General features: G+C 67.1%; 24 protein-coding genes. 18 read left to right on the top strand and 6 right to left on the bottom strand.

All coding sequences use genetic code 11. The features are described from left to right. Positions 1 to 80: 80 nt before the first annotated feature. Positions 81 to 503, top strand: a complete 423-nt coding sequence (locus IWX75_RS00535; RefSeq protein ID WP_196820312.1) for a DUF4190 domain-containing protein — start codon at positions 81 to 83, stop codon at positions 501 to 503. Between the two features lie 102 nt (positions 504 to 605). After that, complete coding sequence (locus tag IWX75_RS00530) at positions 606 to 761, top strand: hypothetical protein (RefSeq protein ID WP_196820311.1); 156 nt, start codon at positions 606 to 608, stop codon at positions 759 to 761. 23 nt (positions 762 to 784) lie between these two features. Here the strand turns inward: IWX75_RS00530 and IWX75_RS00525 are convergent, their stop codons facing one another. The 3 genes from IWX75_RS00525 to IWX75_RS00515 form a co-directional block, all read right to left on the bottom strand. Continuing rightward, positions 785 to 2,305 (bottom strand): long-chain-fatty-acid--CoA ligase, encoded by a 1,521-nt coding sequence (locus tag IWX75_RS00525; RefSeq protein WP_196820310.1) that lies wholly within the window; start codon positions 2,303 to 2,305, stop codon positions 785 to 787. A 106-nt stretch (positions 2,306 to 2,411) separates the two neighbouring features. Beyond that, entirely contained in the window at positions 2,412 to 3,878 is a 1,467-nt protein-coding gene (locus IWX75_RS00520) for a peptide MFS transporter (protein WP_196820309.1), read from the bottom strand. Between the two features lie 37 nt (positions 3,879 to 3,915). Beyond that, the gene (locus tag IWX75_RS00515; RefSeq protein ID WP_196820308.1) at positions 3,916 to 5,307 is read right to left on the bottom strand and encodes an amidase; all 1,392 of its coding nucleotides are present in this window, start codon (positions 5,305 to 5,307) and stop codon (positions 3,916 to 3,918) included. 197 nt (positions 5,308 to 5,504) lie between these two features. Between IWX75_RS00515 and IWX75_RS00510 the strand changes: the two genes are divergently transcribed. The 4 genes from IWX75_RS00510 to IWX75_RS00495 all read left to right on the top strand — a co-directional run bounded on the left by IWX75_RS00510 (position 5,505) and on the right by IWX75_RS00495 (position 8,293). Continuing rightward, positions 5,505 to 5,831 carry a rhodanese-like domain-containing protein gene (locus IWX75_RS00510; protein ID WP_442858931.1) on the top strand — a complete coding sequence of 109 codons (327 nt, stop codon included), beginning with the start codon at positions 5,505 to 5,507 and terminating at the stop codon, positions 5,829 to 5,831. Then, positions 5,828 to 6,760: a prephenate dehydratase gene (gene pheA, locus IWX75_RS00505; protein WP_196820306.1), complete on the top strand. Its 933-nt coding sequence runs from the start codon at positions 5,828 to 5,830 to the stop codon at positions 6,758 to 6,760. Before IWX75_RS00510 ends, pheA begins: the two co-directional genes overlap by 4 nt. A 115-nt stretch (positions 6,761 to 6,875) precedes the next feature. Next, positions 6,876 to 7,850 (top strand): DNA topoisomerase IB, encoded by a 975-nt coding sequence (locus tag IWX75_RS00500; protein ID WP_196820305.1) that lies wholly within the window; start codon positions 6,876 to 6,878, stop codon positions 7,848 to 7,850. Between the two features lie 95 nt (positions 7,851 to 7,945). Beyond that, a complete protein-coding gene (locus tag IWX75_RS00495; protein WP_196820304.1) occupies positions 7,946 to 8,293 on the top strand; it encodes a hypothetical protein in 348 nt (115 codons plus the stop codon). A gap of 3 nt (positions 8,294 to 8,296) precedes the next feature. Here the strand turns inward: IWX75_RS00495 and IWX75_RS00490 are convergent, their stop codons facing one another. Continuing rightward, on the bottom strand, positions 8,297 to 9,376 hold the full coding sequence (locus IWX75_RS00490; RefSeq protein ID WP_196820303.1) for a diacylglycerol/lipid kinase family protein: 1,080 nt from the start codon (positions 9,374 to 9,376) through the stop codon (positions 8,297 to 8,299). Positions 9,377 to 9,494: 118 nt separating this feature from the next. On the opposite strand from IWX75_RS00490, the gene serS reads away from it, so the two are divergent. Both serS and IWX75_RS00480 read left to right on the top strand, forming a co-directional pair. Then, positions 9,495 to 10,775 (top strand): serine--tRNA ligase, encoded by a 1,281-nt coding sequence (gene serS, locus IWX75_RS00485; RefSeq protein WP_196820302.1) that lies wholly within the window; start codon positions 9,495 to 9,497, stop codon positions 10,773 to 10,775. After that, on the top strand, positions 10,775 to 11,572 hold the full coding sequence (locus tag IWX75_RS00480) for an HAD family hydrolase (protein ID WP_196820301.1): 798 nt from the start codon (positions 10,775 to 10,777) through the stop codon (positions 11,570 to 11,572). The genes serS and IWX75_RS00480 overlap by 1 nt, the downstream gene beginning before the upstream one ends. Before the next feature lie 35 nt (positions 11,573 to 11,607). On the opposite strand, the gene IWX75_RS00475 is transcribed toward IWX75_RS00480, so the two are convergent. Together IWX75_RS00475 and IWX75_RS00470 are read right to left on the bottom strand one after the other, a co-directional pair. Beyond that, positions 11,608 to 12,237, bottom strand: coding sequence for a hypothetical protein (locus IWX75_RS00475; RefSeq protein WP_196820300.1), 630 nt, complete (start codon positions 12,235 to 12,237; stop codon positions 11,608 to 11,610). A gap of 165 nt (positions 12,238 to 12,402) precedes the next feature. Next, positions 12,403 to 12,969, bottom strand: coding sequence for an inorganic diphosphatase (locus IWX75_RS00470; protein WP_196820299.1), 567 nt, complete (start codon positions 12,967 to 12,969; stop codon positions 12,403 to 12,405). 140 nt (positions 12,970 to 13,109) lie between these two features. Between IWX75_RS00470 and IWX75_RS17530 the strand changes: the two genes are divergently transcribed. The 10 genes from IWX75_RS17530 to folK all read left to right on the top strand — a co-directional run bounded on the left by IWX75_RS17530 (position 13,110) and on the right by folK (position 22,152). After that, complete coding sequence (locus IWX75_RS17530) at positions 13,110 to 13,442, top strand: hypothetical protein (protein WP_334684091.1); 333 nt, start codon at positions 13,110 to 13,112, stop codon at positions 13,440 to 13,442. Then, positions 13,337 to 14,575 (top strand): D-alanyl-D-alanine carboxypeptidase/D-alanyl-D-alanine endopeptidase, encoded by a 1,239-nt coding sequence (gene dacB / locus IWX75_RS00465; protein WP_334684074.1) that lies wholly within the window; start codon positions 13,337 to 13,339, stop codon positions 14,573 to 14,575. The genes IWX75_RS17530 and dacB overlap by 106 nt, the downstream gene beginning before the upstream one ends. A gap of 46 nt (positions 14,576 to 14,621) precedes the next feature. Then, positions 14,622 to 15,785 (top strand): zinc-dependent metalloprotease, encoded by a 1,164-nt coding sequence (locus IWX75_RS00460; RefSeq protein ID WP_196820297.1) that lies wholly within the window; start codon positions 14,622 to 14,624, stop codon positions 15,783 to 15,785. After that, a complete protein-coding gene (gene tilS, locus IWX75_RS00455) occupies positions 15,778 to 16,911 on the top strand; it encodes a tRNA lysidine(34) synthetase TilS (RefSeq protein ID WP_196820296.1) in 1,134 nt (377 codons plus the stop codon). Before IWX75_RS00460 ends, tilS begins: the two co-directional genes overlap by 8 nt. 3 nt (positions 16,912 to 16,914) lie before the next feature. Then, entirely contained in the window at positions 16,915 to 17,466 is a 552-nt protein-coding gene (gene hpt / locus IWX75_RS00450; RefSeq protein ID WP_026532264.1) for a hypoxanthine phosphoribosyltransferase, read from the top strand. A gap of 180 nt (positions 17,467 to 17,646) precedes the next feature. After that, positions 17,647 to 19,710 carry an ATP-dependent zinc metalloprotease FtsH gene (ftsH, locus tag IWX75_RS00445; protein ID WP_196820295.1) on the top strand — a complete coding sequence of 688 codons (2,064 nt, stop codon included), beginning with the start codon at positions 17,647 to 17,649 and terminating at the stop codon, positions 19,708 to 19,710. Between the two features lie 45 nt (positions 19,711 to 19,755). Continuing rightward, positions 19,756 to 20,373: a GTP cyclohydrolase I FolE gene (gene folE / locus IWX75_RS00440; protein WP_334684004.1), complete on the top strand. Its 618-nt coding sequence runs from the start codon at positions 19,756 to 19,758 to the stop codon at positions 20,371 to 20,373. A gap of 14 nt (positions 20,374 to 20,387) precedes the next feature. Next, a complete protein-coding gene (gene folP, locus IWX75_RS00435) occupies positions 20,388 to 21,293 on the top strand; it encodes a dihydropteroate synthase (RefSeq protein ID WP_196820294.1) in 906 nt (301 codons plus the stop codon). Beyond that, entirely contained in the window at positions 21,281 to 21,664 is a 384-nt protein-coding gene (gene folB / locus IWX75_RS00430; RefSeq protein ID WP_196820293.1) for a dihydroneopterin aldolase, read from the top strand. The genes folP and folB overlap by 13 nt, the downstream gene beginning before the upstream one ends. Continuing rightward, complete coding sequence (folK, locus tag IWX75_RS00425) at positions 21,661 to 22,152, top strand: 2-amino-4-hydroxy-6-hydroxymethyldihydropteridine diphosphokinase (RefSeq protein ID WP_196820292.1); 492 nt, start codon at positions 21,661 to 21,663, stop codon at positions 22,150 to 22,152. Before folB ends, folK begins: the two co-directional genes overlap by 4 nt.

Below are 22,152 nucleotides of genomic sequence, written 5' to 3'. Positions count from 1 at the left end.
AAATACACCCGTTACCTCCGGCCCGGACCCGTACTCAGTAAGATGGAGGCCTGGTAGTCCCCTAGTTAAAAGGTGCAGACATGGCCGACAACGGCCCGCAGGAACGCCCACCGTTCAATGACCCCAAGGACCCGCGCTGGTACTCCGACCCCGGCAGGCCGCCCGCCGCAATGCCGCCGTACGGGGCATCACCCTCCGAGGCGTCGCCCTACGGAACCCCGCCGCCCGGGGTCCGGCCCGGCGGGTATGGAATGTCCGAACCGAAGGGGTTGAGCATCACTGCCCTGGTCTGCGGCGTCGTGGCGATCTTCACCGGCGGTTTCCTGGTCATTCCCCAGATCCTGGCCGTGGTCTTCGGTCATCTCGCCCTGAAGCGGGAGCCGAGCGGTAAGGCACTCGCCTTGACGGGACTGATCATCGGCTACGTCATGGTGGCGTTGACCGTGCTGGTGGTGGCGTTGTTCATCCCGCTCATCGCCTTCGCCTTCACCGCTGCTCCGTGAGCACGGAACCTTACTGCTTCCGCGCTTGATGTCCAGCCAATACTAAGTAAGCTGAGTTTTGGCACCCGGACCGGGCGCCTCCGTTCGGAGAAAGGCAGAATCGTGAGCGAAAACCCCACCGGTGCCAGTGGAAATCCCGACGACGACGGCGCTGACGCCGCAGGCAAGCCCGAAGAGCAGGACGCCGGAGGGTACGGCGGACCCGGCCCCGAAGCCGAGGTGGCTCCCGGCTTCGAGGCCGACAACGACGACAAGTAGGCCGAGCCGCCCCCGGCCCGGGGTCACACAGTGATCTCGCGCTTGAGGATCTTCCCTGTCGGGCCCTTGGGAAGCTGATCCACGAGGACAACCCTGCGCGGGTACTTGTAGGCGGCGAGGCGCTCCTTGGCGAACTCGAGGATCTCGTCGCTGAGGGCGCTTCGGCCGTCGTCGTCGGCAGGGACGTAATCCGCCTTGAGTCCGACGACGGCCACCACCTCCTCGCCGTGGAGCTCGTCCGTGGCGCCCACCACCGCGGCCTCGGCAACGGCAGGGTGTTCGTAGAGAACCTCCTCCACCTCGCGCGGGTACACGTTGTAGGCGCCGCGCAGGATGACGTCCTTCTTGCGGTCCACGATGAAGATGGCGCCGTCCTCGTCGAACCGCGCCAGGTCTCCCGTCCGGAACCAGCCGTCGGGAATCGCGGCAGCAGTGGCCTCGCTGTTGTTCCAGTAGCCCTTCATGACGCAGTGTCCCCGCACCGAGAGTTCGCCTACCTCGCCCCGGGGGACGTCGGCGCCGTCGGCGTCGAGCATGCGCACTTCGACACCGTCCACGGGCGTGCCGATCGAGCCGGGCTTCCGGACGTCCCCCACCCTGTTGAAGCTGACGATCGGCGAGGTTTCGGAGAGCCCGTACCCCTCCAGCAGGTCGGCCTCGAAGACCCGCTCGAACTCACGCAGCACTTCGACCGGCAGGGCGGAGCCCCCGGAGACCGCCACGCGGAGCGAGCCGAGGTTCGTCTGATTCACGGCGGGGTGGCGCAGCATCGCGATGTACATCGTGGGCACACCCTCGAAGACCGTGACGCCGTCGCGCTCGATGATCTCGAGTGCCTTCCCTGGTTCGAAGCGGGGCAGGAGTGTCACTGTGGCACCGGTCAGCACCGCGGCATTGAGGGCGCAGGTCTGACCGAAGATATGGAAGAACGGCAGGCCTCCGAAAAGGACTTCGCCCACCTTGATGCCCATGAGGTCCCGGGAGATCTCGGTATTGCGCCGGAGGTTGTCGTGGCTGAGATCCGCACCCTTGGGCCGTCCCGTGGTTCCGGAGGTGTAGAGCAGGACGGCAGTGGCGGAGCCGTCCACTTCCACCACGCCCGGTGTCGGTTCAGCCGCTGCAACCCGCTGCATAAAGGCCGCACCGTCGACGGGGATGACGTCCACGGTCCCGCCGTCCTCCCCGGCCTGGCCCGCTCCACTCTGTGCTTCAGCGAGAACTCCCTCCCACGCGAAGACCAGTTTCGCCCCCGAATCGACGAGGTGGTAGGCCACCTCGCGCCCCTTGAGCAGGGGGTTGAGCGGCACGACCACAGCACCGTGGCGGAGCACTCCGTAGTAGATGAATGCCATCTGGGGAATGTTCGGCAGGATGAGCGCTACCCGGTCACCGCGCTCCACGCCCATCTCGACGAGCAGCGTCACGATTTTCTGGCTAAGCACCTCCAGGGCACCGAAGCTGACTTCGACGTCGTCGAGCTTGATGGCCACTGCGGACGGGTGGGCTGACGCGGTGGCCACGAGGTTGGAGGCGAGGTTGGGCACAGGATCTCCTTTGATCGGCACAGCGCTGCCGGGATTGTTACTGGTCAGTACGAGTTTGGGGGATCCTCCCCGCGATCGCAAGGAAGGCCGGCGGACCGCGCCGTGCCTACCGGATCCCGGCCATCAGTTTCCGGATTGCCGGCGCGGCCGCCATGAGGGCTGCGCCGAGCACGATCGCCGTGATGCCGCTGAAGGAGAAGTACGGTACCTCGTTGTCGGCGCTGTAGTACCCGGCAAGGATCCCCGACACCGTCGTTCCGAGCGAGATGGAGAGGAAGAAGAGCGCAACGGTCTGGGTGCGGAACGCCTCCGGTGCGAGTTTCGTGGCTACGGAAAGGCCGATCGGGGAGAGGAACAATTCGGCCCAGGTGAAAAGCAGCAGGATCCCGGCCAGCGCCAGAAGCGGGGTGCTGTTGGGGCCGCCGCCGGAGAACGGGATGAATGCCAGGAAGGCGATGCCCATGAAGACGAGCCCGAGGCCGAATTTCACCGGTGAGGAAGGCTGGCGGCTGCCGAGCCTGGTCCAGACTGCTGCGAAAACCCCGGCGAACAGGATGATGAAGATGGGATTGATCGACTGGACCATTCCCGGCGGCATCTCCCACCCGAAGATCATGCGGTCCAGGCGGGATTCGGAGTAGAGGGCGACAACGGTGAACTGCTGCTGGAACAGGGACCAGAACGCGGCACTCGCCACGAACAGCGGAATGAAGGAGTACACTCGCCGCCGTTCGACCGGTGAGACCTTGCTGCTGGAAAGGATCACTGCGAAGTAAGCGACCGTCGCTGCGATGGCGGCATACGCCATGACGTTCGCGAGGCTCCCGGCATTCAGGAGGCCGGTGACGATCGCGAGGATGATCGCGGCGACGCCGGCGGCGGCGATCACCGTCCACCGGCGGTACTGTGCGCGGGGCAGCGGGTTCTCCACCGTGTGGGCGTCCGCCGGAAGGTTCTTCCTCGTGGCCGAGTACTGCACGAGTCCGATGGCCATGCCCAGCGCAGCCAGGCCGAACCCGATGTGGAAGCCGTACGAGGCCCACACGAGGTTCGTCAGGAGCGGGCCCAGCAGGGCGCCGACGTTGATTCCCATGTAGAAGATGGAGAAGCCTGCATCGCGGCGCTCGTCTCCGGGAGCGTAGAGCGTGCCGACCAGTGATGAGGCATTGGCTTTGAGTCCTCCCGAACCGACACCCACGAGGACCAGGCCGACGGTGAGGCCGGCTACACCGGGTAGGACGGCAAGGGCGATGTGCCCGAACATGATGAGGACTGCCGAGTAGAAGAGGACTTTTTCCGACCCGAGGAGCCGGTCCGCGATCCACGCGCCGAGGATCGTCGAGAGGTACACACCACCGCCGTAGGCCCCTACCAGGCCGGTCGCTGTGGCCTCCTCGAAACCGAGGCCGCCGTCCTGCACGGTGTAGATCATGTAGTACAGCAGCAGCGCCTGCATGCCGTAGAAGGAGAACCGCTCCCACAGCTCCACGCTGAACAGGTTGGCGAGCATCCGGGGGTGCCCAAAGAAGCTCTTGGAAAGGCCAGCTGTCGGCTGGTTGCGCACAGTGCTCATTTATTCCATGGTGCCATTGGCGTTATGGAATGCAAATTCAGGGATGGGCCTCAAGTTGTGCACAGACCGCGAGGAGGTGCGCCTCATCGCTGGGACGGCCGATGAGCTGCACCCCCATGGACAGCCCTTCCGGCGTAGCCAGTGTGGGAAAGGTGATGGCGGGAAGGCCGCAGACATTCACCATGGAGGTGTAGGGGGTGTACCTGCACTGGCGCTCATAGTCGGTGTCGGCGTTCGAATCCGTGTACCACCCGATGGGCCGCGGCGTCATGCCGAGTGCCGGCGTGAGGATCATGTCATACGCCGAGTACTGCAGGATGGTGTCGTATTCGAATTGGCGCAGGATATCGATGGCTGCAGCGAGCTCGGGTGCGCCGCGGCGTTGTGCACGCCGCCTCATCACCCGGGTGAGGTCGGTCAGGTGTTCCTCGCGATCCTCGGGGATGGGGGCCGTTGCGAGCCCGGCCGTCCATACGGCCTGGAAGGCGGAAGCGTAGCGAGGATCGTAGGTCAGCGGGGCTTCCACCAGGTCATGGCCGGCGGCCTGGAGCTGTCGGATTCCGCTGTCCAGTGCCTCGAGGCTCACCGTTTCGGGGTCGACGTCGAGCGCCGCGGAGAAGGGCGAGACCGTGCTGACGCCGATCCGGAACCTCCCTTCCGCGCGCAGCGCGGCGTCGAGGAAGGTCCGGCCGTTCCGGGAGGCGGCGGACATCGCGCGGTAGTTCGGCGCGCGCACCAGGGCGTCGAGGAGCAGGCCCGCATCAGCGGCTGTCCTCGCAAGGGGCCCCGCCACCACGAATTGCCCGAGGTCGGCCTGCCCGGATCCGGCAGGCACCCTGCCGCGGTTCGGTTTCAGCCCCACGATGCCGGTTGCCGCAGCGGGAATCCGCACGGAACCACCGCCGTCGGTCCCCGGGGCGAAGGGCAGCATGCCCGCGGCCACGGCGGCAGCGCTGCCGCCCGAGGATCCTCCGGGGCTGAGGGCAAGGTCGAGTGGATTGCGCGCCGGCGGCGCGATGAGGTTTTCGCTGTAGCAGCTCAGGCCGAATTCGGGCACCTGCGTCTTGCCGAGACTGATGGCGCCGGCCGTCCTGAGCACCGCGGCAAGAAGGGAATCTTCGGCCGCGACCGCAGGGTCGAGGGCCGCGGTGCCCAGCGTGGTCCTCACCCCTGCGACGTCGGTGAGGTCCTTGTGTGCCAGGGGCAGTCCGTGCAGCATCGGCAGTGGGTCACCGGCCCTGCGCCGTGCGTCGGCGGCGTCGGCCTCCGCAAGTGCCGAATCGTGCGTCACCGTCACGAAGGCGCCCAGTTGCGGATTCAGGGCATCGATCCGCCGGAGGAAGTGTTCGGTGACCTCGCGGGCGCCTATCGCTCCGCGGGCAAGTGCATTGCGCAGGGTCAGCGCGGACAGATCGTGCAGCTCGGTCATGACGCATGCCCCGGATCCGGCGGCGGTTGCGGGAATGTGTATTTGCCGGCTGCCATCATTCCCCCGATTCTGTTACGGTCGGCGCCCGTCCGAAGCGCCCTGATTCCGTCTCCACTATAGGCTTGGGATGCCGCCTGCCGTGGGCTCCTGCCCCGTCCGAACCGTCGGCAACGCATTCGATGGAAGGGAAGTGCCAAGTGAGCCAGCTCGAGAACGTGTCAGCGGACGCCGTCGGCGAGAACGCGAAGATCTTGGATGTCCGCGAGGACTACGAGTGGGAGGCGGGCCACATCGAGGGCGCGATCCATATTCCGCTCGACCAGCTTCCCGAACGGCTTGCCGAACTCAACCCCGACGACGATCTTTATATCATCTGCCGTGCCGGCGGCCGGTCGCAGCGTGCGGGTGAGTGGCTGATCGGCAACGGTTATTCCGCCGTCAACGTAGCGGGAGGCATGGGGGCCTGGTCCGAGGCGGGCAGGCCCATGGTGTCGGAGACGGGCAGCGCGCCCTCCGTCCTGTGAACTCCCTCTCCTCGTATGCCTATCTCGGTCCGCAGGGCACCTTCACCGAGGCCGCGCTGCTGCAGGTACCAGGAGTCGAGGGCGCCCGCAGGGTCCCGGCATCCACCGTTGCGGCAGCACTCGAGCTCGTGAGGTCCGGTGGCGTCGACGGGGCGATGGTGCCCATCGAGAACTCGGTGGAGGGCGGCGTATCTGCGACCCTCGACGCGATCTCCGTCGGTGAACCACTGCGGATCGTGCGGGAGGAGCTCGTGCCCATCACTTTCGTGCTTGCCGCACGGACCGGGACGCAACTTCCGAAGGTGAAGCGGATCTCCACCCATGGTCACGCCTGGGCACAGTGCCGGGGGTGGGCGGATGCCAATATTGCCGATGCGGAATATATTCCCTCGGCGTCGACCGCAGCAGCCGGCTACGGGCTCCTCAGCGACGACTGCGCCTACGATGCAGCGATCTGCTCCCCCGCGCTGGCCGCCTCGCTCGGTCTGTCGGTGCTTGCAAGCGGTATCGGCGACATCGCTGACGCCGTGACTCGCTTCATCCTTGTCAGCCGCCCCCGTGCCTTGCCCGCTCCCACCGGGGCTGACAAAACCACGCTGGTCATTCCGCTTCCCGAGGACCACCCCGGCGCGCTCATGGAAATCCTCGACCAGTTCGCGGCGCGCGGGGTCAACCTCAGCCGCATCGAATCGAGGCCCACCGGTCAGTTCCTCGGTGACTACTTCTTCAGCATCGACGCCGAGGGCCATGTGGCCGATGCGCGGATTGCCGACGCACTCAAGGGACTCCACCGGATCAGCCCCAACCTCCGCTTCCTCGGGTCCTACCCACGGGCCGACAAGCGTCGTTCTGCGGTGGTGCCCCACACCGCGGACGGCGCTTTCGCCGCGGCGGACTCCTGGGTGGCGGAGATCCTCCAGGGTCGTTAGCGCAGGCCGGTGTCAAGGTGCGGGGGCATCGGATCTTTGCTGCCCGGGAATGCAAAGTAGGCTTAGTATGAGGGGGTCCTGCTACTCCTGAACGCTTTCCGAAGTTGGTTTCCGCATGGCTCGATTGCGCCGCAGCAACACCCGCAAACCGGGCATCACGCGCAGGCGCCAGGGCAAGGGCTTCAGCTACCGGGGACCGGACGGGTCGCTGCTGCGGGACCGCGACGAGCTCGAACGGGTCAGGGAACTGGTCATCCCCCCTGCCTGGAAGGACGTCTGGATAGCCCCCTACCGGAACGGTCATGTGCAGGTCCTCGGGACCGATGAGGCAGGGCGCCGGCAGTACATCTACCATCCGGCGTGGCGCGAGCAGAAGGATCGCGAGAAATTCGACCGTGCCCTCGAGTTCGGGGCGAAGCTGCCGAGCGCACGCCGGGTGATCACCCAGCACCTCCGCAGCAACGGAACCACCAGGGAGAGGGCTTTCGCGGCCGCGCTCCGCATTGTCGACGCCGGAGCCCTCCGCATCGGCTCGGCCCAGTACGCCGAAGCCAACGGCTCTTTCGGGGTCACCACCCTGCTCGTGGAGCACGTTTCCATCGAAGGACCCATGATCACCTTCGATTTCCCGGGGAAGAGCGGTCAGCAGTGGGACACCACTCTGGAGGACCCTGATCTCGCAGCGGCACTCCGCCCGATGATGCGGCGGGAGGACGCCGACACGGTGCTCGCCTACCGTACGTCGGATGAGAAGTGGCACCACGTAGACGGCTCCCAGCTCAACGAATTCCTCCGCCAGGTGACGGGAGGGCCGTTCACCGCCAAGGATTTCCGCACCTGGCAGGCCACGGTGGTGGCTGCAATGGCCCTCGCACGTGAGGATCTGAAGGCCACGAGCCGGACGGCGAGGCAGAAAGCGGTCGCCGCCACCATGCGTGCCGTCGCAGACCACCTCGGCAATACGCCGGCGGTGGCGCGGAGTTCGTATGTCGATCCGCGGCTCGTGGACCGCTTCATGAGCGGCGAGGTCATCCCGGTCGCGAGCATGAGCGCGTCCGAGAAGGCCGTGCAGGAGCTCCTGCAGGACTAGCGGTCTTCGGCTATGGCTTTCACCTTGGGCCATTGCTAAGTAGGCTTACGGCGAGCGCCCGGCCGGGAGCACATCTTTCGACGAAAGGCAGCATCATGACTGAGAAAGCTTCTGGAGGACACATCGTCAACCCCAATGAGGGCGACGGCGCCACTTCGGATCCGAACTGGCACGGCGATGCCGGTGACCAGGGGAACGACATCCGGTTCGCCGAGGAACAGAGCCTCGTGAACGAGCAGGCCGGACACGGCGGTGCAGCCTCGGAGGCCCAGTCGGCGGCCAACTCGGAGGGAAGCTACACCAGCGCAGCCCCGGCCGACGACGACGGCGGCTATACCGGCGCGCAGGAACCGGTTCAGGAGGGCGAATACACCGACAAGGACAAGCCCCGCATCGACACCCCGGACGGTGAAGGCGAGTACACCGACCGCGACCGCACCTGAGGTCTAGCTGCTCCCTGATGGTCCGGAAGTCCCTGAAGGGACCCGGACCATCAGTGCATCAGCGTCCACGCGCACGGTCAGGGAGGTCACGGAGCCGGAGGGATCGCCGTCGAGCTGGGTCTCGGTCGGCTCCGCCACCCACACTGTCGCCTCCCGCGCCCGGTAGTACTTGATGACCGGGCTGCCACCCCGGTGCCGAAGCAGGATCTTCATGCCCATCCAGAACCAGCCGGCGAGGCTGCGCGGGCTGATCACCACGACATCGAGGACGCCGTCGTCGATGGTGGAGTCGGGAATGAAGTCGATGCCTGCCGGAAGCTTCCCGCAGTTGGCGAAGAGGACGCTGCGGACCTTCCTGCTCTGGGGTGCGCTCCCGTCGAAGCTGATCGACACGCGCTGGCGGCGGCCCGGCAGGTGGCGGACCCCCGCTTCGCTGTATGCGAGCCAGCCGTACTTCTCCTTCAGGTTCTCCTTGGTGGCCGCGACGATCGTTGCGTCGAGGCCCACACCTCCCATCACGAGGAAGGGGTGGGAGGACTCGACGCCGGTCCGTGCGTTCCGCAGGTGGATGCGCCCCATGTCGATCCGGCGTTGGTGTCCGTGAAGGGCTGCTTCCAGGCAGCCGGCGAGGTCGAAGTACGGCAGCCCGAGATTGCGGACGAGCAGGTTCCCGGTTCCCAGCGGGAGCAGGCCGAGCGCGGCCGGCTGGTGCGCGAGGGCCTGGGCCACCGCGCGCACGGTCCCGTCCCCGCCGGCGGCGATGACGACGTCGGCGCCGGCTTCGATGGCACGGCGCGCCTGTCCGGTCCCCGGGTCCTCGACGGTTGTCTCGAGGATCAACGGAGGGTTCCACCCGGCGTCGGAACACGCCTGCTCCACGAGGGCACGGGCCGCCCGGGACTGGAGCTTGACCGGGTTGAGCACCAGAGCCACCTGCTGCGGGCCCGGAAACGGCGGCGAGGAGGGGTGGGTGGTGGTGGGGGTGGACCGCGGATGGTTGAAGCGGCGCACCGTCCACCAGCTCTGCGCCGAAGCGGCCGCTGCGGAGCCGGCGGCGGTCAGGGCAAGCAGTCTTGGGCGCATGGTGTGTCAAGAATAGCCGCAGCGTGCCGCGCCGGGCGTCGCCGTCGTCCGTGGAGCCGTGCTCCTGACGCCCCCACGGCGTTGATGGCGCGGCCCTACCCGTTGGTAGGCTGGTGGAGTGATCGATGTCAACGAACTCCGCGCCAATCCAGAGCTATTCCAGGCCTCGCAGCGTGCACGCGGCGCCGAGGAAGCGCTCGTGGAGTCGATTCTTGCCCTGGACACCAGGCGCCGCGAGGCAGTGACAAGCTCCGAAGCCCTCCGCGCCAGCCAGAATGCGTTCGGCAAGCGGGTGGCGCAGGCGAAGGGCGAGGAGAAGCAGGCCCTCCTGGCCGAAGTCAAGGAACTTGCGCAGTCGGTCAAGAAGGCCGCCGGTGTTGCCGACGAGCTCAGTGTCGAGCAGGAGGCACTGCTGCGGCGGTTGCCCAACCTCATCCAGGCCGGGGTCCCCGCGGGCGGCGAGGACGATTTCGAGGTGCTCAAGACGGTGGGCGTTCCCCGCGACTTCGCGGCCGAGGGGTTCGAGCCGCGTGACCACCTGGAGCTCGGTGAGCTGTTGGGCGCCATCGACATGGAACGCGGCGCGAAGATCTCGGGATCCCGCTTCTACTTCCTGAAAGGCGTCGGCGCGAGGCTTGAGATCGCCCTGCTCCAGATGGCCATGGACCAGGCCGTCCAGGCGGGGTTCACCCCCATGATCACTCCCACCCTCGTGCGCCCCGAGACGATGCAGGGCACCGGCTTCGACATCGCCCACGACGCCGAGATCTACCGACTGGAGGAGGACGACCTCTACCTCGTCGGCACTTCGGAAGTGGCGCTTGCCGGCTACCATTCCGACGAGATCCTCGAGTTCGGCGACGGCCCCCTGCGCTACGCCGGCTGGTCGACGTGCTACCGCCGCGAAGCGGGATCGCACGGCAAGGACACCCGCGGGATCATCCGCGTCCACCAGTTCAACAAGGTGGAGATGTTCACCTATACCTCCGTCGAGGATTCCTACGCCGAACATGAGCGGCTGCTCGCCTGGGAGGAGGAGATGCTGGCCAAGGTGGAGCTGCCCTACCGGGTCATCGATACCGCTGCAGGAGACCTGGGCATGTCCGCGGCGAGGAAGTTCGACTGCGAAGCGTGGGTGCCCACGCAGGGCGCGTACCGCGAGCTCACCTCGACGTCGAACTGCACCACCTTCCAGGCGAGGCGCCTGAACATCCGAGAGCGCCAGACGGGGGAGGGCCAGAAGGGCACGCGTGCCGTCGCAACCCTCAACGGCACGCTCGCCACCACGCGCTGGATCGTCGCCATCCTCGAGCACCACCAGAACGCGGATGGCTCGGTGAACGTGCCCGTAGCCCTGCGCCCGTACCTCGGCGGCCTCGAAATCCTTCCGGTCCTGTGATGCCCCGCACCAAGTACCTGATTGCGCTCGACGTCGACGGCACCCTGGTGGATCACGAGGGCAACATGACCGAGGAGGTGCGGTCCTCGGCGCGCGGAGCAATCCAGGCAGGCCACGACATCATCATCGCCACCGGCCGGTCCCTCGGCGCCACCCTTCCGGTGATGGAACTGCTGGGGATCACCCGCGGCTATGCCGTCTGTTCGAACGGCGGTGTCACGGTGCGCGTCGATGCCGCGCTGCCCGAGGGCTTCGAGGTCCTCGAACGAGTGACCTTCGATCCGCGCCCCGCTCTCACGGCGCTCCGCGAACGCCTTCCCTCAGCCAAGTACGCCCTCGAGGACGACCGCGGTCGTTTCCTCTCCACCGAAAGCTTCCAGGACGCCAGCTTCGGTTCCGAGGCCCAGAGTGTGGATTTCGAGCAGATGCTGGCGGCACGCGCCGTGCGTGTTGTGGTGTTCAGCACCGACAGCACGGCCGAGGAGTTCGGCGAGGCCGTCGCCGCGATCGGCCTGCACGGTGTCACCTATTCCGTGGGGTGGACGGCGTGGCTCGATATCGCGGCATCTGGGGTCACGAAGGCGAGTGCGCTCGAGCTCCTCCGCGAGAACCTGCAGGTGGACCCGGCACTGACCGTCGCCGTGGGCGATGGCCGGAACGACGTGGAAATGCTCCGCTGGGCCGCGCGCGGGGTGGCGATGGGTCAGGCTCCCGAGGAGGTGCGCGCGGCGGCGTCGGAGGTCACGGGCTCCGTGTACGACGACGGTGCCGCCAAGGTGCTCCGCTCCCTCGTGTAGGCGCTCCCGCCGACACCCGTCCGGCGCAGGTGCCGCTAGCCCGCCGGTGCGGCTTCCGGCAGGGACGCCGGACCGTAGGCCAGGTCGAGCAGCCGCGCAGCAGACGGCCGGGTCGCATGTTCCTCGAGCCAATGGGAACGCACCACTGCCTTGCTGACGGCCTGGGTACTGATGCCCAGCTCCTGGGCGATGAATTTCTGCTGGCCCCGGGCACCCGGCGTCAGCAGGTCGAGGACGTTCCATTCGGCTTCCGTCCGGGTGTACACGATGTGTCCCAGCAGGCGCAGAACCGCCTCGGCCTCGCCGGCGATCCCAGCATCGGGTCCCTCGACCGCGAGCGGTATGCGCTCGCCGGTCTTCTGGGCCCGATTGACGGCGCGTCTTGCGTAGACGAGCCCATGGCCCTTGGCGTCGAGGATCCTTTCCGGTACCGGAGGAAGGAGCGTTCCGACGCCGATGCCCACATGCCACCGGCGGTGCCGGATCGCCAGGAGGGCGGCGTCGACGGCGGTTCGCGCGGAGGGCACGACGCCCTGCACCTCGTCCCCGACGGAACGCTGAAAGGGCACCGTGGCGGGAAGATGCCGGAGTGCCTTCAGGAGGTCGGGGACAAGGTCGCCGACCTCACGGGAGTCCCGCTGATTGATGGTGAGGACGTACTGCATGTGTTCAGTATGCGGCAGGGCCACCGCTAATCAACGCATTCAGGTTGACGAGGGTAACGGTGAGTAGAGCGCACCCCCCGCTGATTAAGCACTTAGGGCTGCCATGTGCGGCGCAGAGCCGCCACAGGTGCTTAATCAGCGGGGGGTGTGGGGGAGCGGGGGCGGCTAGCGGCCTTCGGGCGTGTTCGTCGCGTTGTCGGCGTCGAAATCCACACCGCGGCCCTGGGGCTCGTCCTCCGCACTGACCTCGCCGTGCTCGGTGAAACGCTTCAGGGATGCCTCGACTTCGGCCTCCGCCTCTTCGCGCCCCGCCCACTCGGCGGCTTCGACCCACTTGCCGGGCTCCAGGTCCTTGTACTTGGTGAAGAAGTGCTTGATCTCGTCGAGCAGGAAATCGGACACGTCGGACAGGTCCTTGATGTGCTCGAAGCGTGCATCCACAGGAACGCACAGCACCTTGGCGTCTCCACCGCCGTCATCGGTCATGTTGAACACGCCGATGGGACGGGACTCCACGAGGACCCCGGGCATGAGGTCGAAGTCCTGGAGCATCACGAGGGCGTCCAGCGGATCGCCGTCCTCGCCGAGCGTGTTCTCGAAGTAGCCGTAGTGCGTGGGGTACTGCATCGAGGTGAACAGGACACGGTCCAGGCGGAGTCGGTGGGTCTCATGGTCGATCTCGTACTTGACGCGCGATCCCTTGGGGATTTCGATGGTGACGTCCAACTGCATAGCAACTCCTCAGAGAAATGATCCGGTCTACTGTTTGATCTCAGCACCAAACATATCGGTCGGGTGGCGCATCCCTGTACTTCTGCGGGATAACCCTTCCCCTCGAATTATCGTTGACCCCGCCCGCACGGAAGGAAAGCATGACGCGCCCTGCACGCCTGCTTGTTTCCGGAGTCCTGGCGGTGGTGCTGGCATTGCTCGCCGTGCCGCTGGTGGGGAGTTTCCTTCCAGCGGTCCAGGAGGTGCTCCGGGAACCGGCGCCGGCTGCCGAGCCTGCCGTTCCGAAGCAGCAGCTGCCACCGGAGGCCCTCTCCGGACCCTCGACCGTGACCCCGCTCTCGGCTGCCGCGCCCCTTCCCGCTCTCGGCTGCCGCGCCACTTCCCGCCCCCGGAAGCCTCGCGCCCCTGCTGGAGGCCGAACTGCACGTGGCCGGGGGGCGGCGCGTTCGACGGCGTCGTCCTCGATGCGCTGACCGGTGCCACTCTCTGGGGCAGCGGGGAGGCCGAGCCGGTGGCCCCGGCGTCGAATATCAAGGTGCTCACCGCTGCGGCGGTGATGACCCACCTGCCCGCCGACGCCCGGCTCCGGACCTCCGTCCTGGTGTCCGGGGACGCCGTGTTCCTGCGGGGTGGCGGTGACGTGCTGCTCACGGCAGGGGAATCGCGAAACAACGACGACGGCGGCGTTGCCGGCCGTGCCGGGCTCCGAACCCTTGCGGCAGACACTGCAGCGGCCCTCGCCGAGGGGAGCGGCCCGTACCGCGTGTACCTCGACGAGACTTTCTTCACCGGCGCGGCGCTGAATCCCACCTGGGCGGCGGGCGACGTCGCAGCGGGCGAGACGGCACCCGTCTATTCCCTCGCGATCAACTCGGCGTGGGTGGATGAAACCGGGACGGGCGGTCCGCGGTTCGCAGACGCAGCCCTGGCCGCCGCCGAAATCTTCTCGGGGGAGCTGGCAGCGGCAGCCGCGACCCGCGGAATCGGAATCGGCGGCACGGTGGAACGGGCTTCAGCGCCGCCGGAGGCGACCGAGCTGGCCGCCGCCGAATCCGCGACCATCGGTGAACAGGTGCAGCGGATGCTGCATCTTTCCGACAACTACCTCGCCGAGGCGCTCGCGCGGGTGGCTGCGTCCGCAAGCGGCCGCCCGGCGTCCTTCGAAGGAGCCACCGAGACCCTCCTCGCCACGGTGCAGGGGCTGGGCGTACCGGTCGAGGGACTGAGTATCGGCGACACTTCGGGCCTGTCGCGGCAGAACGCAGTGACACCGGCACAGCTCGCTGGCGTCCTGCAGGTGCTGGCGACGTCGGATGACCCCGCGCTCGCGGGCGTTCTCCAGGCACTGCCCGTTGCGGGTCTTTCCGGAACGCTGAGTGAGAGGTTCACTTCGGCGGCAGGACAGGCCGCAGCCGGTGAAGGCAAGGTCCGGGCGAAGACGGGCACGCTGAACGCGGTGACGGCTCTCAGCGGCTACGTGGTCACCGCAGAGGGGCGGCTGCTCACGTTCTCCTTCGTGGCGACGGGGCTGGACGGCAATACCCGCGAGGCGCGGGCAGCCGCGGACAACGCGGCGACGGTTCTCGCCGTCTGCGGCTGCCGGTAGGAATTTCTGGGAGGGTCCCTCAGGGGGATGTGATCGAATGGTGGGCATGGAGAGCAACAGTCCGTCAGTCAAGTCCACCCCCCGCCGCCAGCTCATCAACTGGGATCTCGCGGCCGGCAGCGCCGCAAAACTGGCCCCCGCGGGGCCCACGATGTCCCCCCGCGAGATTGCCGGAGCGGTCCAGAACCTCCGCGACCTCGCCGATGCCTCGGTGGGGCACGTCCACGCGATCTCCCGGCTGGACGCCGCGAGGGACCTGCGCGATTCGGAGCTGCTCATCGTGGACCGCGCGTCCTGGGCCAGGGCCAACACCCAGAGCTTCCGGACACTGCTCGAACCGACGCTCGACCACCTCGCTGAAACCCGGCCCGAGGCATTCAGTTCAGCCTCGATGACGCTCGGGTCGGCTCTGACCGGGGCGCAGCTGGGGACTATCCTCGCATTCCTCTCGAGCAAGGTCCTCGGCCAGTACGACCCCTTCGTCCCCTCCCGCAACGGCACGGGAGGCCGGCTGATGCTGGTGGCTCCGAACATCATCTCGGTGGAACGCGAACTGTCCGTCAACCCGTCGGACTTCCGGCTGTGGGTCTGCCTCCATGAGCAGACCCACCGGGTGCAGTTCGCCGCCGCTCCCTGGCTGAAGGATCATATGACGGGACACATCTCCGAACTCAGCGCGGGCCTCATGGACAAGGCCGACACCCTCTCGGAGCGGCTGGGCAACGCGGTGAAAAGCATCACCGCGGCCAGGGGGGACAACCCGCTGCGGAAGTCCCACGGACGGGAGGCGTCCGGGGAGGACGGCCCGGGGCAGAATCTGGGCATCCTTTCCGTGCTGCAGGATCCCGAGGACAAGGCCCGCCTGTCCCACCTGACCGCGGTGATGAGCCTGCTCGAGGGCCACGCGAACGTGGTGATGGACGGTGTCGACTCGAGCATCGTCCCCACCGTCAAGACCATCCGCCGTCGCTTCAACGCGCGCGGTAAATCGCGGGGTCCCCTGGAAAAGCTCATCCGCCAGCTGCTGGGCCTCGAGGCGAAGATGCGGCAGTACAGCGACGGTTCGAAGTTCGTACGGCGGGTGGTGGACCAGACGGGCATGGACGGGTTCAACCTGGTGTGGGAAGCCGAGGGGAACCTCCCCACCGAGCACGAGATCCACGCTCCGGACGAGTGGATCGATCGGATGAGCATCCGCCGCCATGGATAGGCGGCCCCGGCTCGCGCCCGTGGTCGGCGTCGCACGGAAGCACCTCGAATCGGCCCTCGGCGACCTGCTTGCAACCCCTGCAGCCCCTGCAGCCCCGCCGGCGAACCACGACGGAGCGACGCCGCAGGCACTTCCGCAGGCGCTCCCGCTGATCCTCGTGGCGTGCAGCGGTGGTCCGGATTCGCTGGCGCTCGCCGCGGTTGCGGTGCATTTCGCCCGGATCGGCCGGTGCAGGGTGGGTGCCGTCGTCGTCGACCATGGTCTGCAGGACGGTAGCGCTGCGATCGCCCTGCGGGCCGCGGAGCAGCTCGAGGAACTCGGCCTCCACCCCGTGGAGGTGCGTGCGGCCACGGTGCACAGCAGCGGCATGGGCCCCGAAGCCGCGGCCCGCACAGCCCGCTACGCAGTGCTCGACGACGTTGCGGTGTCGCTCGGCGCGCAGGCCGTACTGCTCGGGCATACGCTCGATGACCAGGCCGAGCAGGTGCTCCTCGGACTTGCCCGGGGTTCGGGCACGCGCTCACTGGCCGGGATGCCGGTGCGGCGCGGCACCTACCGCCGGCCCTTCCTTGAGCTGCGGCGCGCGGACACCGAGGACATCTGCGGATTCTACGGACTCCGGCCGTGGCTGGACCCCGCCAACTCCGATGCATCCTTCGCGCGCTCGAGGGTGCGTGCTACCGTGCTTCCCCTCCTCGAGGACCAGCTGGGGCCGGGGATCGCGCAGGCGCTCTTCCGTACCTCGCGCATCCTCGCCCAGGACGCCGACTACCTGGAGCAGGTCAGCGCCGACACGTACGCCGCACTGCGGGCGGAGCACGACGGCGTCGTCCTGCTGCCCGAGGACAACCTCCGGGCACTGCCCCCCTCCCTGCGCCAGCGGGTGCTTGCGCTCGCCGCCGTCGACGTCGGAGGCCTCCAGCCGAGCTTCGAGCGGCTGCGGGCCGCGGAGACGCTGCTGGAGCGCAGGGGCTCCGCCGGGCCGGTGCAGCTCGGCGGCCATGTCAGTGTCTCCCGGCAGGTGAGGGGCAGATCGGTTCTTCACGGCAACCCAAGCTATGGCAGTCTTGTCTTTAGAAACAACCGCCGCGGCGCAGAGCCGCAGCACCGTTCAATTCAGGAGTAACTGGTGGATTCCAACGACGTCCAGCCCGATCTCAAGCACGTCCTCTACACCAGGGAAGAGATCCAGGAGCGGGTCAACGAACTGGCAGCACAGATCGACGCCGACTACGAGGGCCGCGACATCCTGCTCGTGGGGGTGCTGAAGGGCGCGGTCATGGTGATGGCCGACCTCGCGCGGGCGCTCCACTCCCACATCACCATGGATTGGATGGCGGTGTCCTCCTATGGGTCGGGCACGCAGTCCTCGGGGGTGGTCCGGATCCTCAAGGACCTCGAAACCGATCTCATGGGCAAGCACGTCCTCATAGCCGAGGACATCATCGACTCCGGCCTCACACTGTCCTGGCTGAAGGCCAACCTGCTCTCGAGGGGACCGGCGTCAGTGGAGATCTGCACCCTCCTCCGCAAGCCGGATGCCGCGAAGGTGGAAATCGATGTGAAGTACGTGGGGTTCGACATCCCGAACGAATTCGTCATCGGCTACGGTCTCGATTTCGCCGAGAAGTACCGCAACCTCGACTTCATCGGCACGCTCGCGCCACACGTTTACGAGTAATATCCTCGCCCGCAGCGCTGTGCTGCTGTACGCCGTCAGGGAACTAATGCCCTGATGCAAGCGTGGTGAATCACGAACGGTGTATATCTTGAGGTGCGTTTTTGGGGCGCCGATCAAGCGGACGCCCACTAATCTGGTTTGGCTTATGCAGGAGGGACAGGGCTGGCTGCCCTGAGTCGGATGAAATTCAAGAACATTTTCAAGGGCCCCATTTTCTGGATCATCCTGGCGGTGGCTGCGCTCCTGATCATCCTTCCTGCGGTTTTCAACAACGGCAGCAGCCGGGTGGACACCAATGTGGGCCTGGAGCTGCTCCAGGACAACCAGGTGGAACAGGCGAAGATCTACGACGGCGAACAGCGCGTGGACCTTACGCTCCGCGAGGACTACGAGGACATGGGCCGCAGTGTCCAGTTCTTCTTCAGCAGCGCGCGTGCCGAGGGCGTGGTGGAGGCCATCAACTCCTCCGACGTCGACGGCTTCACCGACCAGCCGGTGGAAAGCAACTGGTTCCTCAGCATAGCCAGCCTGCTCTTCCCGATCCTGATCCTTGGCGCCATCTTCTGGTTCCTCCTTTCCCGCATGCAGGGCGGCGGGTCGAAGGTCATGCAGTTCGGCAAGTCCAAGGCGAAGCTCATCTCCAAGGACATGCCCCAGGTCACCTTCTCCGACGTCGCCGGAGCTGACGAGGCCGTGGAGGAACTCCTGGAGATCAAGGAATTCCTGCAGGAACCGGCGAAGTTCCAGGCGCTCGGCGCGAAGATTCCCAAGGGTGTCCTGCTGTACGGACCCCCGGGCACCGGCAAGACCCTCCTGGCGCGTGCCGTGGCAGGCGAGGCCGGCGTGCCCTTCTATTCGATCTCCGGCTCGGACTTCGTCGAGATGTTCGTCGGCGTCGGCGCCTCGCGCGTCCGGGACCTCTTCGAGCAGGCCAAGAACAATTCACCGGCCATCATCTTCGTCGACGAGATCGACGCCGTGGGCCGGCATCGCGGTGCCGGCGTGGGCGGCGGCAATGACGAGCGCGAGCAGACGCTGAACCAGCTGCTCGTGGAGATGGACGGCTTCGACGCCACCACCAACGTGATCCTCATCGCCGCGACCAACCGGCCCGACGTCCTTGACCCCGCACTGCTGCGGCCGGGCCGCTTCGACCGCCAGATCGGCGTCGAGGCACCGGACATGAAGGGCCGCGAGCACATCCTCAGCGTGCATTCCCAGGGCAAGCCGATGGCCGGCGGCGTGGACCTGAAGTCCGTCGCGAAGAAGACCCCCGGATTCACCGGTGCGGATCTCGCCAACGTGCTCAACGAGGCCGCCCTGCTGACAGCACGCTCCAACGCGCAGCTCATCGACGACCGCGCGCTTGATGAAGCCATCGACCGCGTGATCGCCGGTCCCCAGAAGCGCAGCCGCGTCATGAAGGAACTCGAGCGGAAGATCACCGCCTACCACGAGGGCGGGCACGCGCTCGTGGCGGCGGCGCTGCGCAACACGGATCCGGTCACGAAGATCACCATCCTCCCCCGCGGCCGTGCCCTCGGCTACACCATGGTGATGCCGGCGGATGACCGGTACTCGGTGAGCCGCAACGAGCTGCTGGACCAGCTCGCGTATGCGATGGGCGGACGGGTCGCCGAGGAGATCGTATTCCACGATCCCTCGACCGGTGCGTCCAACGACATCGAGAAGGCCACAGGGACCGCGCGCAAGATGGTCACCCAGTACGGCATGAGCGAGCGCATCGGTGCGGTGAAACTCGGCCAGGGCGCCGGAGAGCCGTTCCTCGGCCGGGACATGGGAAGCGACCGCGACTACTCGGACCAGCTGGCCCTGATCGTCGACGAGGAGGTCCGCCGGCTCATCGACAATGCGCACGATGAAGCCTACGAGATCCTCACCGAGAACCGGGACGTCCTGGACCAGCTCGCCCTTGAACTGCTGGAGCGTGAGACCCTCAACCAGGCGGAGATCGCGGAGGTCTTCACCGATATCCGGAAGCGTGAGATCCGCGATGTCTGGTTGTCCAAGCAGACCCGCCCGGTCCACTCGCTGCCGCCGGTGGTTTCCCGCAAGGAACGGGCCGACGCGCTGGAAGCCGGTGAGCCGGCTCCCGAGACCGTCGCCCCCCAGGACCAGATTGCCGACGCGCAGCTGCCGTCGGACTTCGATGTCGCGGGCTCGGAGCTGCCGTCGCCGGAATCCGGCGGGCCCGGTGAAGGCAAGGGGCCGGGAAGCCAGTAGCCATAGGGCAGCCGGTTCAAAGTACACAGGGATAGGATCAGGTCCGTGACCGAGTTCGATGACGAAGTGATGGATGCTGCCCTGGCGGCCTCCGGTTCGCCGGTGGACCTGCCCCGCATCGAGCGCGCGGTGCGCGAGATCCTGATCGCCATCGGGGAGGACCCTGACCGTGACGGACTCCTCGATACTCCGAAACGGGTGGCGAAGGCCTACGCGGAGATGTTCGCAGGTCTTCACCAGGACGCCGAGGAGATCCTTTCGACATCCTTCGACCTGAACCACCAGGAGCTCGTGCTGGTGAAGGACATTCCGTTCTACTCGACGTGCGAGCACCACCTCGTGCCGTTCCACGGCACCGCGCACGTGGGCTATATCCCCTCGGCGGACGGGCGCGTCACCGGGCTCAGCAAGCTCGCGCGCCTGGTGGAAGTGTTCGCGCGGCGCCCCCAGGTGCAGGAACGCCTCACCACCCAGATCGTGGACGCCATGATGACGCACCTCCAGCCGGAGGGTGCGATCGTGGTCATCGAGTGCGAGCACATGTGCATGTCGATGCGCGGTATCCGCAAGCCAGGCGCCAAGACCGTCACCTCGGCGGTTCGTGGCCAGATCCGCGAGACTGCCACCCGCGCCGAGGCCATGAGCCTCATTCTCGGAAGATAGGACGACCGACCACCATGGATTCACTCGCCGCAGCACCCGGAACCGGGCCGGCTACATCCCCATTGCCCCTGATCCGGCCCGTTCGCGTCGCCAAGACGTTCTCGGACCTGCCGAAGGACCGCTCCGTGGTGATGGGGATACTCAACGTCACCCCGGACTCCTTCAGCGACGGTGGACGGTATGCGTCGACCGATGATGCGATCGCCCACGGGCTGCGGCTGCTCTACGCCGGCGCCGACATCATCGACGTCGGCGGCGAATCAACCCGGCCCTCTGCGGCCGACGTGCCGCTCGAGCGGGAGCTGGAGCGGGTCCTTCCCGTGGTGCGGGCCCTGGTCAAGGCCGGCGCGCTCATCAGCGTGGACACCATGCACAGCGAAACGGCCGCGCAGGCCCTGGACGCCGGTGCGGAGATCGTCAACGACATCTCCGGTGCGGCATTCGAGCCGGACATGCCGGGCCTCATCGCGGCGCGCGGCGTTCCCTACATCCTGACCCATCGGCGGGGAACCGCGCGGACCATGGATTCCCTCGCCACCTACTCCGACGTGGTGGAGGAAGTCCTTGCGGAGCTTCTCGAGATCCGGGACGCTTTCGTCGGTGCGGGCGTGGCCGCGGACCAGATCATCCTCGACCCGGGCATCGGGTTCGCCAAGACGGACCGGCACAACTGGGAGGTGCTGCGGTCCCTCGACAGGTTCACCTCGCTGGGCCACCGGGTGCTCGTCGGTGCTTCGCGGAAGCGGTTCCTCGGGACACTGCTGACTTCAGCCGGGAAGGCTGCGGCTCCCGCGGAGCGCGACTCCGCGACGCTTGCCGCCTCGACCCTCGCTGCCGCGAATGGTGCGTGGGGTGTCCGCGTGCACGATGCCGGTGCAACCCTCGATGCCGTGAAGGTTGCCGCGGCATGGAAACAATAGGGAACGCCCAGGCCGACACCGTCACCCTTTCCGGGATCACCGCCGTCGGCCACCACGGCGTCTTCGACCATGAGCGCCGGAACGGTCAGCCGTTCGTGGTGGATCTGGTGCTGCACCTGGATCTCCGGCCCGCCGGTATCAGCGACGATCTGGCCCGGACCGCCCACTACGGGGAACTCGCGGAGCGGGTCCACGGCATCATCACGGGGAAGGCGTTCAACCTGATCGAGGCGCTTGCGGAAAAAATCGCCGGCGACGTGCTCGAATTCTTCCCCGTCGACGCCGTGGAGGTGACCGTCCATAAACCGCAGGCACCCATCGAGGTGCCGTTCGGCGACGTCGCGGTCACTGTCCGCAGGAGCCGGTCATGACGACGGTCCGCGCCGTGCTGGCGCTCGGCAGCAATGTCGGGGCAAGCAATGACACCCTGTCCCTCGCGGTCGGGGACCTGGTCGACACGCCCCGCGTCCGGCTTTCCGGCGTCTCGCCCGTGGTGAGCACGAAGGCGGTGGGCGGCCCGGAGCAACCGGACTACCTGAACATGGTGATCGAGGTGGAGACGGACCTCGGACCCTATGAGCTTCTCGAGCACTGCCAGGCCGTGGAGAACAAGCACCACCGTGTCCGCACGGTGCGGTGGGGTCCGCGGACGCTCGATATCGACATCATCACCTACGGAGCCTGGACCTCGGATGATGAGAAGCTGACGGTTCCCCACCCGCGTGCCGCAGGCCGTGCCTTCGTGCTGCAGCCGTGGGCCTGGATGGACGCAGGGGCGACCCTCGGCGGAATACCGGTGGGAGAACTCGCGGCCGGAGCTGACGATTTCAAGGGGCTCGCCCCGTTCGAGGAGGTCTAG

The organism is Arthrobacter sp. CAN_A6, from assembly GCF_015751715.1.
Lineage (GTDB): Bacteria > Actinomycetota > Actinomycetes > Actinomycetales > Micrococcaceae > Arthrobacter_D.
The sequence above is the reverse complement of the archived record's forward strand: the minus strand, read 5'-3'. Positions and strand labels throughout refer to the sequence as shown.